Below are 16,143 nucleotides of genomic sequence, written 5' to 3' on the forward strand. Positions count from 1 at the left end.
TCCATGACGCAGATGATCAAAGGTGGGAACCTGCCGCTGAGCGGCGAGCCGATGCGCGTGGCCGTGGTCCGCCGGTTCGGCGGACCGGGGGATCCGCAGGTCGACGCGGCGGCGCTGCTCGTCGCCGCCGACGGCACGGTCAGGAGCGGGGACGACCTGGTCTTCTACAACCAGCCGGAGCACGCGGGAAGCGGCGTCCGGCTGGCGGGCTCCGCCCACGGGGAGGGCGGGGTCCTCGCGGACTGGCTGGAGATCGACCCCGGCCGCGTGGAGCCGTCCGTGGAGCGGGTCGTGGTCGCGGCCTCGTGCGACGACGCCACGTTCGGGGAGGTCACCGACCTCTACCTGCGGGCGGTGAGCGCGACGACCGGCGAGCAGCTCGCGCTGTACGAGGTCGAGGACGCGACGACGGAGACCGCGATCCTGCTGGGGGAGTTCTACCGCCGGGGCGGGGGGTGGAAGTTCCGTGCGGTGGGGCAGGGGTACGACTCCGGACTGCCGGGACTGGCGAAGGACTTCGGGTTCTCGGTGCCGGGGGAGACGGATGCGGCCGACGAGGTTCCGGAGGTGACGGACTCGGCCGACGAGGTTCCGGAGACGGAGACGGAGACGGAGACGGGGACGGCGCCGGAGGCGGTGACGGAGGCGGAGGCGGTGACGGAGGCGGAGGTCGCTCCCCCTTCGGCGCCCGTGTCCGTACCGGCGCAGGCCCCCGCCTTCGCCTTCGCGCGGTGCAACGACCTTCCCGAGCAGATGGGTCCCGAGTTCACTCCCGTCGAGTTCTCGGGCCGGGGGAGGGAGGTCGTCGACACCGGCCTCGACCTCACCAAGGGCTTCGTGGTCGTCGACCTGGTGAAGGAGGGGGGCCGGTACGTCGAGGTCGTCACGCTGACGATCCGCGGGCGCCGATGGCGGGACGTTCTGACGAGCCGCCCCGCTCATACGCACGGGGTGGGCGTCTTCGCGCACGACGGCCAGGCACCGCCGCGCCTGCGGGTCGACACCGACGACCGGACCGCGTGGACGATCAGGCTCCGGCCGGTGTCGACCCTGCGTCCCTTCGAGGGGCCGGGGCCCGTGGAGGGGTACGGGCCGGACGTCCTGGCGTACACCGGTGACGAGACCGACGTCCGGTACCGGTTCGAGGGCGACGAGGACAAGGAGGGGTACTTCGGCGTGCAGATCCACCGGCGCGGCGGCCACTGGCAGCACCAGTTCAGCCGGCGGGACCGGGGGCGCGGCAGCGGGGACCTTCCCCGGGGCCCCCGGCTGCTCGTGGTCCAGGCCGACGGCGGCTGGTCCATGGAGCCCAGGCGGCCGGGTATCGCGGGCTTCTGGACCCGTCGCTAGCGGGCGTCAGCCGACGAGCAGGTCCCTCTCCAACTCCTTCAGCGCGTGGTTGTCGATGCCGAGGCCGTCGCGCAGGTACGCGCGGAAGGAGCCGTACTCCTCCTCGACCTCGTCGAAGCCCGCGTCGAGGTACGCGGTACGGGCGGTCGCGCCGCTCACCATGGAGCGGTTGCCCTCGACCATCATCGCCTCGGCCTCGGCGGGGCTCTTCGGCATCGTCGTGAAGGTGCCGGCGCCGGCGAGGACGTCGGCGACGACGTGCGCGGCACCGGCGGGCACCCGGTCGGGGGCCGAGGCGCTCTCGGACGCCGTCACGGGGTCCATGCCGCAGATGCTGGGAGCCGTGGTCGAACCTCGGGTGAACTGCGGTCAAAAGCGGCCTGAAGGGCGTCGGATCACATAACGTTCCGGGCCCCGAACGCCCCTACCCGGTCGATTACAGTGCGGCGGAGGGACCCGGGGGCCGGGGGATCCGGGAACCGGGTCCGGAGACCGGAGACCCGGAACCGAGGGAACCGCCAGCGAACCGCCGACCGGGGGAGGGCACGTCGTGGCGACGACAGCCGCAGCCGTGTGGGGCCGCGCAGAACAGCAGGACTTCCGCGCACGCGTACGGGGATGCCTCCTCGGCACGGCGGTCGGCGACGCACTCGGGACGGGCGACGAGGCCTTCGGCCGACGCGGCGCCGTCACCTCCGCCACGCAGATGAGCCTCTTCACCGTCGACGGCCTCATCCGCGCCCAGGTCCGCCGCGACACCGGCGCCTGGCACCCGCCCACCGACATCCACCGCGCCCACCTCCGCTGGGCCGCCACCCAGCGCGACTGGGGACCCGACGAGCGCCGCAAGGACAACGGCTGGCTCGCCCGCGAGGAGTGGCTGTACGCCCGCAGGAACCCGCCCCGCGCCTGCCTCACCGGCCTCGGCGACGAGCGCATCGGCACCCTCGCCGCCCCCAAGAACCCCGAGGCCGCCGACTCCGGCGCCCTCGCCCGCTCGGCGCCCTTCGGGCTCCTCGTCGGCTGGGAGCCGCAGCTCGTCTGCCAGCTCGCCGTGGAGTGCGCGGCGCAGACCCACGGCGCCCCCGCCGCGACCCTCGCCGCCGGCGCCCTCGCCGTCACCGTGCACGGTGTCGCGCGCGGCGGCTCCGTGGAGGCGGCGGTGGCCCGCGCCCTGGAGCTGCTCGCCGGGCGCCCCGGCCACGAGCCGGTCACCGAGGCGCTCACGGCGGCCGTCGGAGCCGTACGGGAAGGGGTGCCGGACGCCGGGCGCGTCACGGGCCTCGGGGCGGGGGAGGACCGCGCCGAGGCGCAGCTCGCGACGGCCGTCTACTGCGCGCTGGTCGCCGAGGACGTGCGGCACGGCCTGCGGCTCGCCACGGTCCACGACGGGCCCGCGTCGGTGACGGGCGCGGTCGCGGGCGCGCTGCTCGGCGCCCTGCACGGAGAGACGGCCCTCCCGCCGGCTTGGCTGGCCGAACTGGAGGGCCGGGCGACGGTCCTGGAGCTCGCGGACGACTTCTCGATGGAGATGACCCAGGGCGCGGCCCTGCACACGGCCACCGAGTCCTCACCGGGCTGGCTGTCCCGCTACCCGAGGGCTTGAGCGGCCACGGCCCGAACGCTCGGGCCCCGGTCGCCCGGGGGCCCGAGCCCCGCCGCCCCAGGGCGAGCCCCACTGGCCGGGGGCCTCTGGGCGGACCGGCTCCCGCGCGCGTCAGCGCATCAGTTCGCCCGCGTTGACCAGCAGCGACTGGCCCGTGATGGCCCGGGCCCGGTCGGAGGCGAGGAAGGCCGCCGCCTCCGCCACGTCCCCGTCCGTCGCGAGCTCCGGCAGTGCCATCCGGTCCGTGAGCCGGGCCAGGACCTCGGCCTCCGGCACGCCCTCGGTGTGCGCGGCGAACTGGACGAACGCCTGGACCGGCGGCCCCCACATCCACCCCGGGAGGACGGTGTTGACCCGGATCCGGTGCGGGCCGAGCTCGCGCGCGAGCGAGTACATGGCCGAGGTCAGCGCCCCCTTCGAGGCCGCGTACGCCGCCTGTCGCACCTCCGAGGGCGCGGCGACGGCCGACTGCGTGCCCACGATGACGACGGACCCGCCCCGCTCCTTGAGCGCCGGGAGGCAGGCGCGGGTCATCCGCAGGGTGCCGAGGAGGTTGACGTCGAGGACGCCCTGCCAGGCCGTGAAGTCGGCGTCCTCCAGGCCGCCGAAGTAGGAATCCCAGGCGGCGACGTGGACGACGGCGTCGATCCCGCCGAACCGCTCGACCGCGAGCGCGGCGAGCGCCTCGCACTGCCCCTCGTCCGTGATGTCCGTGGCCCGGTACGCGGTGTGCGTCCCGTCCGGGTCGATCTCGGCGGCCGACTTGACGAGGTTCGCCCCGGTCCGCGCGCCGAGCACCGCGTTGCCCCCGTCCCGTACGACCGTCTCCGCGATCCGGTGCCCGAGCCCGGCCCCGACCCCCGACACGACGACCGTCTTGCCCCGCAGCAGCATCCGGAACCTCCTCGACCCTGGTCCTGCATCTGGCGCATGCATCTGACGGTCCGTCAGAGTAGGTCCCTGTCCCCGACTTGGGAAGGGAAGAGGAGACACATGAGCGGTACGAGCGAGGGTCCGGAGGCCTACGCGCGGCTGGCGTCCACCGGGCCGTACGGCGTGCGCCCCGGTCACGCGCTGATCACCATGGTCGAGCCGCACCCGGGCCACGAGTACGCGTACAACCGCTGGTACGAGGACGACCACTACTACGCGGGCGCCATGGCCATGCCCTGGATGTACGCGGGACGGCGCTGGGTCGCCACCCGCGAGCTCCAGGAGCTGCGCCGCCCCGAGAAGTCCGCCGTCGCACAGCCGGTCACCGCCGGCTGCTACCTCTCCACGTACTGGATCACCGAGGGCCGCTACGACGAGCACATGAAGTGGACCGTCGGCATCAACAAGCGGCTCAACCTCGACGCCCGCGTCCACCAGGAGCGCACGCACGTCTTCACGGCCTTCCAGGACCACACGGCGACCGTCTACCGCGACGGGGCCGCCGGGCCGCGCGACTTCCACGCCCTCGACCACCCCTACGCCGGGCTGATCCTCCAGGTCGTCGACGCCGAGGGACCCGAGGCGCGCGACGCGCTGCTCGACCGGCTGCGCTCGCGCGAGCTGCCCGGACTGCTCGCCGGTTCACCGGCGGCGATGGTGACGGTCTTCCGGCCGACGCCGCTGCCGGGGGACCGCATGACGTACGTGAAACAGGTCGAGGGCGTCGACACCCGCCTGACGCTGCTCTGGTTCCTGGAGCGCGACCCCCGGGAGTGCTGGACGGAGCACTTCGCCGGCCTGGAGACCCTGGGGGCCGGGACCGGGGGCCGGGTGGAGCTGGTGGCGCCGTTCATCCCGACCGTGCCGGGCACGGACCGGTACGTCGACCAGCTGCGCTGACGGGACGCCGGGCGTACGTACGGAAAAGGCTGAGCCCTCTCGGCCAGGACGGCGATCCGGACGAGAGGGCTCTTCGGGTACTTCGGTGCTGCGGGTGCTGCGGGTGCTGCGGGTGCTGCGGGTGCTGCGGGTACTTCGGCACTGCGGGGGCGCGGGGCTCAGAGCGCCCCGTTGCTCACCTCGCCGACGAAGGCGTTCCAGGAGCCGGGTCCGAAAGACAGGGACGGGCCCTCGGGGGCCTTGGAGTCACGCACGGCGATGGCCGCCACGACCGGGGACTTCACCTCGACGCAGGCGCCGTTCCCGCCGGAGTAGGAAGACTTCGTCCACGTGTCCGTAACACCCTGAAAGATCGCCATGATGCTCAACTCCGGTTCTGACCAGTGAGTGTGTGTCGCGACGGCGTTTTCTCGCCGACGTGATCGACGCTACTCGCCGGTCCCCTCCGGCGGGACCGGCGTTCACACGACCGGGTGGCATATTCCAGCTGGGCTTCCGTGGGAGCGATCGCGGGGTGTACGGTGCCCGCCCCGCGACGGACGGTCAGCCCTTCGCGTACAGCTCCGCGCGCTCCGCGATCAGCTCGCGCGTCGCCTCCGGGCTCAGCGCCTGGGCCCTGAGGTGCTCGTACATGACGGAGTACTTGTGCACGTCCTGGGTCTTCTCCAGGTACAGGTCGCTCGTGACCCCCTCGATGTAGACCACGCTGGAGTCCGAGGTGTCGGGGAACTCCAGGATCGAGTACTGGCCACTGATCCCCGGGTGCGCGCCCATCTCGAAGGGGATCACCTGCACCGTGACGTGCGGCAGGTGCGACTGCTCCGTCAGGTACTCCAGCTGCTCGATCATCAACTGCCTGCTGCCGACGATCCGGTGCAGCGCGCCCTCGTCGATGACCGCCCACAGCCGCAGCGGCCGCTCGTCGTCCCGGATGCGCTCCTGGCGGCGGGTGCGCACCGTGACGCGCTTCTCGATGTCCGCCTGCGTCGTCTCCGGCATCGCGCCGGAGATCACGGCCTCCGCGTACGCCGGGGTCTGGAGCAGGCCGGGGATGATCTGCGACTCGTACATCCGCAGGCTCTCGGCCTCGGTCTCCAGGCCGATGTAGACGCTGTACGGGATGTCGCCGAAGGCGTGCCACCAGCCCTGCTGGCGCGAGTCCTTGGCCATCTGCATGAGCGAGTCGACCATGCGCTCGTCCTCGACCTCGTACACGCCACACAGGTCGCGGACGTCGCGCTGGCTGATGGACCGGCGGCCGTTCTCGAGGCGGCTGATCTTGGACTGGGAGACGAGGAGGCGCTCGGCGACCTGCTCGGCCGTCATGTTCTTCGCCTCCCGGAGCTTGCGCAGCTCCTGGCCCAATCGGCGTCGCCTGACGGTGGGGTTGACGTTGGACGCCACGGAAACTGCACCTCCGGCTGTGTGCCTGCGTAGCTGTGTGTATCTACTGCTTGGCAGACTGCCACCAAAGGCGAGGTGCGCGCTGGGAAACCGGAACAACGCACGTGTGCGGGACGGCCGTCACGGCCGCCCCGCACCGCCGTGCGGCTCCCGGGTGGGTCGGTACTGGTGGGCCCGGGGCGCGACGCCCTGGGCCCGTTGCCCGGCGGCTCAGTGAACCGCCGCGCGGGCCATGCTGCCGCGAGGCTGCGCCGGAACGCCCGCCGCGGTCGCGCGGCGCGGCTGTGCCGCCGCGCCGTTCTGGACGTCCATCACGGCGTGCGCCACGAGGCCGCCCATCGGGTCGTGCCGGATCAGGTCGCGCAGCCGGGACCGCGACGACCTGCCTTCGTTGCCGGGGTACAGGTGCTTGCCGAGACCGACCGCGTGGGCCAGTGCGGCGAGCGCCGCGGTCCGCGGGTCCGGCGGTACGCCGGTGCGGATCGCACTGTCCAGCCGGGCCCTGATCTCCCGGCTGATCGCCGTGTCCGTCGCCTGGTAGCGAGTCGTCGGCAACACCCCGCACATCTGGCCCTCCACGGCATGCACCATGCCGCATCGCTCCAGATGCGAGAGATACGTCTGACGGAGCCCCAGTCGGGGTCCGCCGATCCAGTGGACGGCCCGGACCGGGCTGCCGCGCCTGCGCAACAGCTCCAGTGCGGAGTCCAAGGTCGGATCTCCGGTCGGCCGTGGCATCACCACGGCGATACGATCCCCGTCTGGGGCTATCCGTCCTGCCAGAGCCAGTTCCACTAGCTGTGCTCCGGCCAGGCCGAGGTCGAGCGACTGCGGCTGCGCTGTGGTACCCGTGGTCGGGTCCAGAGCGAGCAGCAGAAGCTCCTCCGGAATAGTTCTGCGGCTCCTGCCCATCCATGCCTCCCCGCGTGGATGAGTGACAGGGTGACCCCTCTCACATTCATCTGTCGAGAGTGCCTGGGTGGTTCATCCGGGAACCAGTAGGTATGTCGTTCTCGTCTAGCACGGGAGCCAAGTGGTCCACACGGGACACTGGTAGACGGTTCGGACGTACGCATGACGCATGGAGGAGGCACGGTGGCGGGCGAGTCCCCCGACAGGGCGGAGCAGCAGGGGTCGTCGGACGAGACGACGGCCTCGGGCGGCGGTACGTCATCCTCGTCGGTTCAGGTGGATCAGCCGACGGCCGTGTTCAAGACCCTGGCGCCGCGCGCGTCGGACGACGCGCCGAAGCGGGAGTCCGAGGGCGGGAAGCCCGAGGGTGGGGACCCCGAGCCCGAGGGTGAGCGTCTGAAGGCCGCCGTGGCGGCCTGGGTCGCGTCGGCGGCGGACGAGGAGCCCGCGCCGGCCGACGGGGAGCCGGAGGAGGGCGAGGAGCCCGAGGAGGCCCCCGACGCCGACGAGGCCGCCGAGGACCCGGACGAGGAGTCCGCGCACGACGCGGAGGAGGCGGACCGCGAGGCCGAGGGCGACGCGGACGAGGAGCCGGTCGAGGACGCGGCCGGGACCGCCGTGGCCGCCGCGGACGCGACCGGGGAGAAGGCGTCCGCAGCCGAGTCCTGGTTCGCGGCGCGGAAGCCGTCCGCGGGTGCGGCCGAGTCGTCCGCTCCCGCCGCCGTTCCCGCCGCTGCCGCCGACGCCGAGGCGAAGTCCGAGCCCGAGCCCGAGTCCGCGCACCGGCCCGAGCCCGAGTCCGCGCCCCGGCCTGAGGCCGACTCCGCGTCCGACTCCGTCGTCGACGACACGCGGGACGACGAGCCCGTCGACCAGCCGACGGCCATGTTCAAGATCGTGCGTCCGCCGGCCGAGCCCGTCGTGGACCAGCCGACGACCGCCCTGAAGCTCCCGGCCGACCTGCGCGCACCGGAGTCCGACAGCGAGCGCACCAGCACCTTCGTGCCGCTCCGCCCGGACATCCCGGCGGAGCGGAAGGCCGAGCAGGCGGCTCAGGCGGCTCAGGCGGCTCAGGCGGGCCAGGGCCAGGCGGCCCAGGCGGCTCAGGCGGGCCAGGGCCAGGCGGCCCAGGCGGCTCAGGCGGGCCGCCCGCAGGCGTACCGGGCCCCGAAGAGCCCCGAGGCCCCGAAGACCGCCCGGGCCCCGCAGGGCCCCCCGGCGCCCGAGGCCCGCAAGGCGCCGGCCCCCGCCCCCGTACCCCCGGCGCAGCAGGCGGCCTCTTCGGCCTCCCCGGCCTCTCCCGCCGGCCCGGGCGTTCCCGGTTCCCCGGCCGAGGCCGAGCGGACCCGGCAGCAGCCGCTGCCGCCGCTCCCGCCCCTCGACCTCCTGGCGGAGCTCACGAACACCCCGCCGCCGAAGCCGAACGCGCTGCGGACGACGCTGCGCCGGATCCGGATCTGGACCCCGCTGCTCGTCCTGCTCCTGATCATCTTTGCGATCGTGCAGATGGTCAGGCCGCTGCCGGAGCCCGTCCTGAGCCTCACCGCGTCGCCGACCTACACCTTCGAGGGCGGCGAGCTCGCCATGCCGTGGCCCACCGAGGGCCAGGGCGCGGTCGAGGTCGAGGGCGTCGGTTCCATGGGCCTGTACGGCCCGCAGAAGCCGGCCCCGATCGCGAGCGTCACGAAGACGATGACGGCGTACGTGATCCTCCGCGACCACCCGATCAAGGGGAAGGAGCAGGGCCCCGAGATCACGATCGACAAGAAGGCCGCCGACCAGGCGAAGGCGACCCACGAGTCGACCGCGCAGGTCAAGGAGGGTCAGACCTACACGGAGAAGGAGCTCCTGGAGCTCCTGATGATCCCGTCGGCGAACAACGTGGCCCGGCTGCTCGCCCGCTGGGACGCCGGTTCCGAGGCCGCGTTCGTCGAGAAGATGAACGCCGCCGCGAAGGACCTGGGGATGACCCAGTCCACGTACACCGACCCGTCCGGTCTGCTCGACACCACCATGTCGACTCCGCAGGACCAGCTGAAGCTGGCGAAGGCGGTCATGCAGTACGACGTGTTCCGCGAGATCGTGAACATGCCGAACATGACGGTGGACGGCATCGAGGGCCGGATCGAGAACAACAACAACATCCTGCTCGAACCGGGTGTGAGCGGCATCAAGACCGGCTCCTCCACCCCCGCCGGCGGCAACCTGCTCTGGTCGGCGAACACGGTCGTCGACGGCCAGAACCGCCGCATCCTCGGCATCGTCATGGGGGCGAAGGACGCCAAGCTCCTCAACGACAAGCTCCAGCTGGCCATCGACAACAGCCTCAAGCTGATCCAGCAGGCCCAGAAGGACGTCACCTCGGCGGCCGTCGTGAAGAAGGACCAGGTCCTCGGGTACGTGGACGACGGCCTCGGCGGCCGGACGCCGGTCGTGGCGACGAAGGAGCTCAAGGCGATCGGCTGGCCCGGCCTCCAGGTGAAGCTGGACCTGACGGACGGCGGCAGGGCCGTCCCGCACACCGGCAAGGCGGGCGACGTCGTCGGCACGGTGTCGATCGGCGAGGGCGCGGGCAGGGTCAGCGCCCCGGTGGCCCTCCAGAAGGACCTGGTGGAGCCCGGATTCGACAAGAAGCTCACGCGCGTGGGCTGAGCGCGACCGCTTCGGCCGGGCGCCCGGGACCGACGTCCGGGGCGCCCGGCTGTTAGCGTTTCCGGGCAGTACGGGGAGTCCTGGGGGCGGGGAGCCCCGGCAGTACGGACGACACGACCGGAGCAGTACGGGAAAGGGCCACAGTGACCACCGCTGAGCCGAAGCGAGCGGATCGCACCGACGGCGAGGACCACCATCATGACGTCGACACCGCTCCCCGCCGCGTAGTGCTCCCGGCACAGCGCCAGGAGGCGGCGGCCCCCGCGAAGGCGCCCCTCACCCCGGCCCCGCGCCGCAAGCGCCGCTACACGGTCCTGGCGGCCACGGGCGTCGCCGCGGTCACCCACGTCCTGTGGTTCTTCTTCTTCGCGAACAGTGGCGGGGACCTGGCGGCGCAGGACGCGTGGGCGGAGTTCGTCGGACGGCACCCGGACTCGGCGTACAACCTCGCCTGGTACGGCGGGATGCACCCGGTCTCGTACAGCGTCGTCTCGCCCTACCTGATGTCGCTGCTCGGCGTCCGCTCCACGATGATGGTCGCGGGGACGCTGTCGGCGGCGCTGACCTCGCTGATCCTGGTGCGGGTGCCGGCGGTCCGCAACCCGATGGCCTGCTCGCTCGCGGCCGTCTTCGCCTTCCTCTGCAACGCGCTGTCCGGCCGGGTCACCTTCGGCCTCGGCATGATGTTCGCGCTGGGCGCGGTCGCCGCCGTCTTCTGCTGGCCGCACCGCTGGCGGCGCAAGCGCTGGGCGAAGGCGGTGGTCGCGGCCCCGCTGGCGGGCCTGGCGACGGCGTGCAGCCCGGTGGCGGGGCTCTTCCTGGGCATCATGGCGGGGGCGCTCTTCCTGAACAAGCGGCGCCCCGGCGCGTACGCCCTGGGCCTGGCGCCGGTAGCGGTGGTCGCCCTCTCCTCCTGGCTCTTCCCCTTCTCGGGCACCCAGCCGATGGCCTTCGCCTCGACGGCCCTCCCCCTCCTCTTCGGAATCCTGGTCTTCGTCCTCGTCCCGAAGGACTGGCGCACGGTCCGCACGGCGGCGGCCGTCTACACCTTCGGCACGCTCCTGACCTGGCTGATCGACTCGCAGATCGGCTCGAACATCTCGCGCCTGCCGATGCTCTTCGCGGGCGTCGTGCTGCTCGCGGCGCTCCCGTACACGGCCCCGCGCTCGCGCCGCTGGTACGCGCTGCTGCTGGCCTTCGCGGGCCTGAACTTCTGGATCGGCTTCAAGGGCGTCGACGACGTCATCCGCACGGCCCCGGACGCCTCCTGGGCGCGCGAGCTGGCGCCGCTGGTCAACCAGCTCCAGGTACGGGACGCGGGCAAGGCGCGGGTCGAGGTCGTGCCGGCCTCCAGCCACCGCGAGTCCTCCGCCCTCAGCCCGTACATCAACCTGGCGCGCGGCTGGAACCGCCAGGCGGACATGGAGCGGAACCCGCTCTTCTACGACGACACCCTCAACGCGGTGAACTACAACCAGTGGCTCCACCGCTGGGCCGTCCACTACGTGGTCCTGCCGACCGGCGCCCCCGACTCGGGCGCGGCCCGCGAGGCGGAGCTCGTCGAGGGCGGACTGCCGTACCTGAAGCAGGTCTGGTCGGACGAGAACTGGCGCCTGTACGAGGTCCAGGCCCCGACCCCCCTCGCGGACCCGCCCGCCGAGGTCCTCAGCGCGGAGGAGAACGAGGTCGTCATCCGCGTCGACCGCCCCGGCCGCGTCCAGATCCGCGTCCCGTACTCGCCCTGGCTGGCCCTGATGGACGAGAACGGCGGCAAGATCGAGGCCCCCCAGGAGACGGAGGCCTCGAAGCTGGCCCGCGAGAACTGGGAACCGGCCACGGACACGGACACCGAGCCCCCCAAGCTCTTCGCCAACGAGGAAGGCTGCCTCTTCAAGGCGGAAGCGGACACGGAAGGCGACGAGTGGACCGAACTCATCGCCCCGAAGGCAGGCGTCTACCGCCTGGCGGCCCCCTACAAACTCTCCCGCGGCACCCCGTGCCCGGACGAACTGCGCTGACACAGACACGAAAGGGCACCTACGGATCTCCGTAGGTGCCCTTCCTCCACGTGCCCCCGGCAGGATTCGAACCTGCGACACCCGCTTTAGGAGAGCGGGAGGGTAATCACTGGCGTGACCTGCGGATTCCCTACGTTGGGCGATGTCGGGAGGGACGCACCACAGCGAACCCCGATTCCCCGTGAGTCCCCGACCGTTCTGGCACGAGAGTGGCACGGCTGGGGCCTACCAACCCCCTCGATGCGAACTACGGGCACGAAGGTCGCTGACGCCTTGGGAGCTGGCCACGAAGGCTGCGGGGATGGCAGGGTGGCGTGCCGGTCGGCCTTCGCTGCTGTACGTTCCTGAGGTCTGCCACCGCGTGAAAGTAATGGCGATGCGCTCAGCCCGCCACTGCATGACCCGCCAGGTGCTCTGCCAGCACCCACGAGGGTGCGCCAGCGCAGATGTCGCCTACAAAGTTGAGAAGGCTAGTCATCCAGCCTCGAAAACGAGACTGCCGGTTAGCGACCATGGCCGTCACCTCTTCCTGCGTAGAAACAGACGTGTTGTCTGAGGTCGACCAGGGACGGTGACGTACAACGAACGCAAGCGTGCCAAGCAGCGCGGAACCCAGCAGTGCCGGGCTCAGCGCATCGCCAGTGCTAAGCATGCCACTGGACTGGCCGGAGGACACGCTCTTTAGCCACGGTGATAGCGGCACCGACGCGGAGCGACCACACCGGCCTCTGTCACATCGCGGCAGCAGCTGCTCCCCGCCCGCCCATTCCCGGTGGTGCGCTCGCCTCACGCTCCCGTCATCCGTGACGGCGGGGGTACGGCGCCTCGCTCAACTCAGTCCCGGTAGTCGGCCGGCCATGCCTAAGAGGCCACCCCTCCCTCGCCGCTGGCCGTCTTTTGGTCGCCCGTCTTGGCCGCAGTCGGCAGTGCTCGTGGCTACGCGTGCCATGTGACGGTTGCCGTGCTTGAAGGTCTGCTTTGGCTGCCCATCAACCCAAGCTGTCAGGCGTGCGGACGGCGCCCGGGCTGGAGCGGGGCGTCAGACAGGAGCGCAGGCCCGGGCGACGGGCCGCGCGCGCCGCGCCGTGCGCGGCGGGTGCCTTGATGAGGTAGAGAAACCTGTAACAGATCCCCGCTGGGCTACGCGGCCGGAGCGACAAAGCAGATGGCATCCATGAGTTGACCCTCGCCATACGGGTGGGCGGCTTCACCGATCTTGGTCCAGCCGAGCCGCTGGTACAGGCGGATTGCGGCGGCGTCCTTCGCCATCACGTCGAGCACCAGCCGGATACCTTGCTCCTGAGCCCAAGACGTTGCTGCCTGCATAAGTTGCGCGCCCAGGGCGTGCTGCCGGGCCTCCTGAAGGACGAAGAGCCGAGCCAACACCGCTACGTGCCGCTCGTCGTCCCCGCTCTGCTCAACCCACAGGGTCACCGCGTCCTCGCCTCTCGGGCGCATCACCGAGACGTGGCCGACGATCTTTCCGTCCAGGTCGCCCACCCAAGCGGCGCGCACATCCGCCGAGCGGATCCAGGCCTCTGGGTCAGTCACCCCTTCAACCGGATACCCGTCCGTTGCGTGCACGGCGACGAGCGCTGCGGCTGCGCCTTCCAGGTCGGCATCTTGGTACGGGCGAACAACTGCGTTTCCCACAGGGGCTCCTCGGCTATTCGACGGGCAGTTCGTACAGCAACCCGGTCTGGTCCCCTCGGTGCACGTACCGAGACACCTCGAACGGGACGCCTTCCTGGTCAAGGCTCGTGTGTAGAACCTCAAGAACCGGTACCCCCGGCAGGAGATCCAGCACAGCCGCTTCCTCGGGCGTCGGCATGCGCGTGCTGATCTCATCGCGTACACGGGTCATGACGTGGCCTAGCTCTTCGAGCCGCCCGTAGATTCCGTCCTTGCCCGTCTTTGGCTGCATGAGGAGCGTCCCCTCGGCCTCGTCCCAACGCAGGAACGTCGAGACGATCTGAACGGGCTCGGCGTCGGCGAAGTAGTGGTTCTCTCGGTGTACGACGCTCGCCTCCCCCGCCGGCACCCCGAGCCTGTCGGCGATGTCCCGGGGCGGGGTCTCGCGCTCGATGCTCACGACATCAATTCGGGGCACCTTCCCCTGCTTCTGAGCTTCCAGACGGAACGGGGTCAGGCCGGTCTCACGGTTCTTCCGCGAGTAGCGGTCACTGCCGAACCGGAAGAGCCGTTGGGGCTCTCGAACGAAGACACCGCTGCCGTGGCGCGCTGTCACGAGGCCTTGCTCCGCCAGGATCCGAATGGCCTCGCGAGCGGTGTTTCGTGCGGCCCCGTACTGCTCGGCCAGAGCCCGTTCGGATGGGAGCTTGTCCCCCGGCGAGAGTCGGCCAGCCTCGATCTCTGTGCGTAGTTCTTCCGCGATCCGCCTGCTCGCAGGCTGCTGCGGAGAGGTCCCGGGCGTTGTCATGCAGCCAGCATAGCAACTGGCTTAAGCCAGTGTCTTGACGCAGGATCAGGCGTCATGCTCAACTGGCTTAAGCCAGTAAGTGGCTCAAGCCAGTTGAATGCGCCGGGGCGGTGCCTACCGCCAAGCAACCACCACCCCGGCTCCCAACAAGGGAGCTTTCATCATGCCTGGTTCTGCTGTGCTCTACCGCCGGTCGGTGTCGGGTCGGGCCTGCCCGGCTTGCCTGGAGGGGCAGTGCTCCAATCCCGCTGAGTGCCTGTACTTCCTGACCTCGCGTCCGTGGGCCGACTGCTCCGCCTGTGAGGGGTCCGGCCGGTCGGACGAGGGCGCTGACCCGGCGATGGTCTTCTGCGAGTACTGCGGGGGTTCCGGCCTCAACGAGCACACCGTCCGTTCCGTCGCCCTGATCCAGGTCAGCGAGGGCGCCAAGCGGCGGCACGAGAGCCACGTCGCCCGCCTCACCGCCTGCGTGTCCCGGTCCACGGTTTCCGCGGTCGTGGCCGCGTGACGGTCTTCCCTGTTGCCCCGGAGGCCGTGGCCGGTGTCGCGGCCTCCCTGGGCACCGACCCCCTCGCCCTGGCCGACCTCCTGCGGGCCGTGAACGCCCCGGGCTTCGAGCGGTGGCAGGAGCAGGTTCGGCGGACGGGTGGCTGCTCGGACCCGATTCACCTGTCCGGCACGACCGTGACCCGCGACCGCCGCACCGGGGACGTCCTGTACTCGTACTCGACGGCCGATGAGCCGGGTGGCCGGTTACGGGTCGCGTGCGGCAACCGCCGGGCCTCCCGCTGCCCCTCCTGCGCCTGGACGTACGCCGGGGACACCTACCACCTGATCCGCGCCGGGATCACCGGCGACAGGGCCAAGAACATCCCCGCGACCGTCCGGAATCACCCCCGGGTCTTCGCCACCCTCACCGCCCCCTCCTTCGGCCCGGTCCACAACCGTCCCACCTCCGGCCAGTGCCGCTGCGGTACCGCCCATCCCGAGCACGCTCCCGCCCTCGGCACGGCCCTCGACCCGGCGCGGTACGACTACGCGGGCGCGGTGCTGTGGAACAACCACGCCGGGCACCTCTGGCAGCGCTTCACCATCTACCTCCGCCGCGAGATCGCCGCCCGGACCGGGCTCACGCAGACCGCTCTCAAGGAGGTCTGCCGGATCTCCTTCGGGAAGGTCGCCGAGTTCCAGAAACGCGGCGCCATCCACTTCCACGCCGTCATCCGCCTCGACGGCCCCGACGGACCCGACACCACCCCGCCCTCCTGGGCCTCGGTCGGCCTCCTCGACGACGCGATCCGCGCGGCTGCCGCCCGCGTCGCCGTCACGGTCCCCGCCGCCGGCGCCCACCCCGCCCGCACCCTGGCCTGGGGCACGCAGGTCGACGTCCAGCCGATCGGCGCCCTCGGCAAGGAAGAGCTCACCGAACAGGCCGTCGCCTCGTACGTGGCGAAGTACGCGACCAAGGCCGCCGAGACCACCGGCACGATCGACCGCCGCATCGGCGAGAAGGCGGAGCTGACCCGCCTCGACATCCCCGACCACACCCGGCGCCTGATCGAAGCCTGCTGGACCCTCGACCCCGTCTACCCCGACCGGATGCTCGCCCGCTGGTCCCACATGCTCGGCTTCCGCGGCCACTTCTCCACCAAATCCCGCGCCTACTCCACCACCCTCGGCGCACTCCGGCAGACCCGCGCCGACTACCGCGCGGCTCAAGAGCGACGTGAACGCGGCCTGCCGGACCCCGACAACGACGCGGAGGGTTCCACCCTCGTGATCGCCCACTGGACCTACGCCGGACACGGCCACACCCCGGGAGAGTCCTGGCTCGCCGCCAACATCGCCCGCGATATCAAGCACGTCCGCGAACTCAACCGCGAGATCCGTACCGAACTCGAAGCCACCGACATGGGGGAGTGGTGACC

General features: G+C 71.5%; 14 protein-coding genes. 7 read left to right on the top strand and 7 right to left on the bottom strand.

Going from position 1 to position 16,143, the window contains the following annotated elements:
* The first annotated feature begins 3 nt into the window (after positions 1 to 3).
* Entirely contained in the window at positions 4 to 1,350 is a 1,347-nt protein-coding gene (locus AB0G79_RS25545) for a TerD family protein (RefSeq protein WP_360810255.1), read from the top strand.
* A gap of 6 nt (positions 1,351 to 1,356) precedes the next feature.
* On the opposite strand, the gene AB0G79_RS25550 is transcribed toward AB0G79_RS25545, so the two are convergent.
* Entirely contained in the window at positions 1,357 to 1,674 is a 318-nt protein-coding gene (locus AB0G79_RS25550) for a tyrosine-protein phosphatase (RefSeq protein WP_360810257.1), read from the bottom strand.
* Between the two features lie 226 nt (positions 1,675 to 1,900).
* On the opposite strand from AB0G79_RS25550, the gene AB0G79_RS25555 reads away from it, so the two are divergent.
* Positions 1,901 to 2,956, top strand: coding sequence for an ADP-ribosylglycohydrolase family protein (locus AB0G79_RS25555; RefSeq protein ID WP_360810259.1), 1,056 nt, complete (start codon positions 1,901 to 1,903; stop codon positions 2,954 to 2,956).
* 111 nt (positions 2,957 to 3,067) lie between these two features.
* Here AB0G79_RS25555 and AB0G79_RS25560 read toward each other — a convergent pair whose 3' ends face one another.
* A complete protein-coding gene (locus tag AB0G79_RS25560; protein ID WP_360810261.1) occupies positions 3,068 to 3,850 on the bottom strand; it encodes an SDR family oxidoreductase in 783 nt (260 codons plus the stop codon).
* A 99-nt stretch (positions 3,851 to 3,949) separates the two neighbouring features.
* Between AB0G79_RS25560 and AB0G79_RS25565 the strand changes: the two genes are divergently transcribed.
* Positions 3,950 to 4,789 (top strand): hypothetical protein, encoded by an 840-nt coding sequence (locus tag AB0G79_RS25565; RefSeq protein WP_360810263.1) that lies wholly within the window; start codon positions 3,950 to 3,952, stop codon positions 4,787 to 4,789.
* A 158-nt stretch (positions 4,790 to 4,947) separates the two neighbouring features.
* Here the strand turns inward: AB0G79_RS25565 and AB0G79_RS25570 are convergent, their stop codons facing one another.
* From AB0G79_RS25570 to AB0G79_RS25580, 3 genes are all read right to left on the bottom strand, one after another.
* Entirely contained in the window at positions 4,948 to 5,148 is a 201-nt protein-coding gene (locus AB0G79_RS25570; RefSeq protein WP_360810264.1) for a DUF397 domain-containing protein, read from the bottom strand.
* Between the two features lie 184 nt (positions 5,149 to 5,332).
* Positions 5,333 to 6,193, bottom strand: a complete 861-nt coding sequence (locus tag AB0G79_RS25575; RefSeq protein WP_360810266.1) for a helix-turn-helix transcriptional regulator — start codon at positions 6,191 to 6,193, stop codon at positions 5,333 to 5,335.
* A 210-nt stretch (positions 6,194 to 6,403) separates the two neighbouring features.
* Positions 6,404 to 7,105: a GPP34 family phosphoprotein gene (locus AB0G79_RS25580; RefSeq protein WP_360810268.1), complete on the bottom strand. Its 702-nt coding sequence runs from the start codon at positions 7,103 to 7,105 to the stop codon at positions 6,404 to 6,406.
* Between the two features lie 162 nt (positions 7,106 to 7,267).
* Between AB0G79_RS25580 and AB0G79_RS25585 the strand changes: the two genes are divergently transcribed.
* Positions 7,268 to 9,757: a serine hydrolase gene (locus AB0G79_RS25585; protein WP_360810270.1), complete on the top strand. Its 2,490-nt coding sequence runs from the start codon at positions 7,268 to 7,270 to the stop codon at positions 9,755 to 9,757.
* A gap of 143 nt (positions 9,758 to 9,900) precedes the next feature.
* Complete coding sequence (locus AB0G79_RS25590; protein WP_360810272.1) at positions 9,901 to 11,775, top strand: MFS transporter; 1,875 nt, start codon at positions 9,901 to 9,903, stop codon at positions 11,773 to 11,775.
* A gap of 1,140 nt (positions 11,776 to 12,915) precedes the next feature.
* Here the strand turns inward: AB0G79_RS25590 and AB0G79_RS25595 are convergent.
* Entirely contained in the window at positions 12,916 to 13,428 is a 513-nt protein-coding gene (locus AB0G79_RS25595) for a GNAT family N-acetyltransferase (protein WP_360810274.1), read from the bottom strand.
* Between the two features lie 13 nt (positions 13,429 to 13,441).
* Positions 13,442 to 14,215 carry a GntR family transcriptional regulator gene (locus tag AB0G79_RS25600; RefSeq protein ID WP_360810276.1) on the bottom strand — a complete coding sequence of 258 codons (774 nt, stop codon included), beginning with the start codon at positions 14,213 to 14,215 and terminating at the stop codon, positions 13,442 to 13,444.
* Between the two features lie 163 nt (positions 14,216 to 14,378).
* On the opposite strand from AB0G79_RS25600, the gene AB0G79_RS25605 reads away from it, so the two are divergent.
* Positions 14,379 to 14,723, top strand: coding sequence for a hypothetical protein (locus AB0G79_RS25605; RefSeq protein ID WP_360810278.1), 345 nt, complete (start codon positions 14,379 to 14,381; stop codon positions 14,721 to 14,723).
* Positions 14,720 to 16,141 (top strand): replication initiator protein RepSA, encoded by a 1,422-nt coding sequence (gene repSA, locus AB0G79_RS25610; protein ID WP_360810280.1) that lies wholly within the window; start codon positions 14,720 to 14,722, stop codon positions 16,139 to 16,141. The genes AB0G79_RS25605 and repSA overlap by 4 nt, the downstream gene beginning before the upstream one ends.
* Positions 16,142 to 16,143: the final 2 nt, after the last annotated feature.

This window comes from Streptomyces sp. NPDC020807 (assembly GCF_040641575.1).
Lineage (GTDB): Bacteria > Actinomycetota > Actinomycetes > Streptomycetales > Streptomycetaceae > Streptomyces.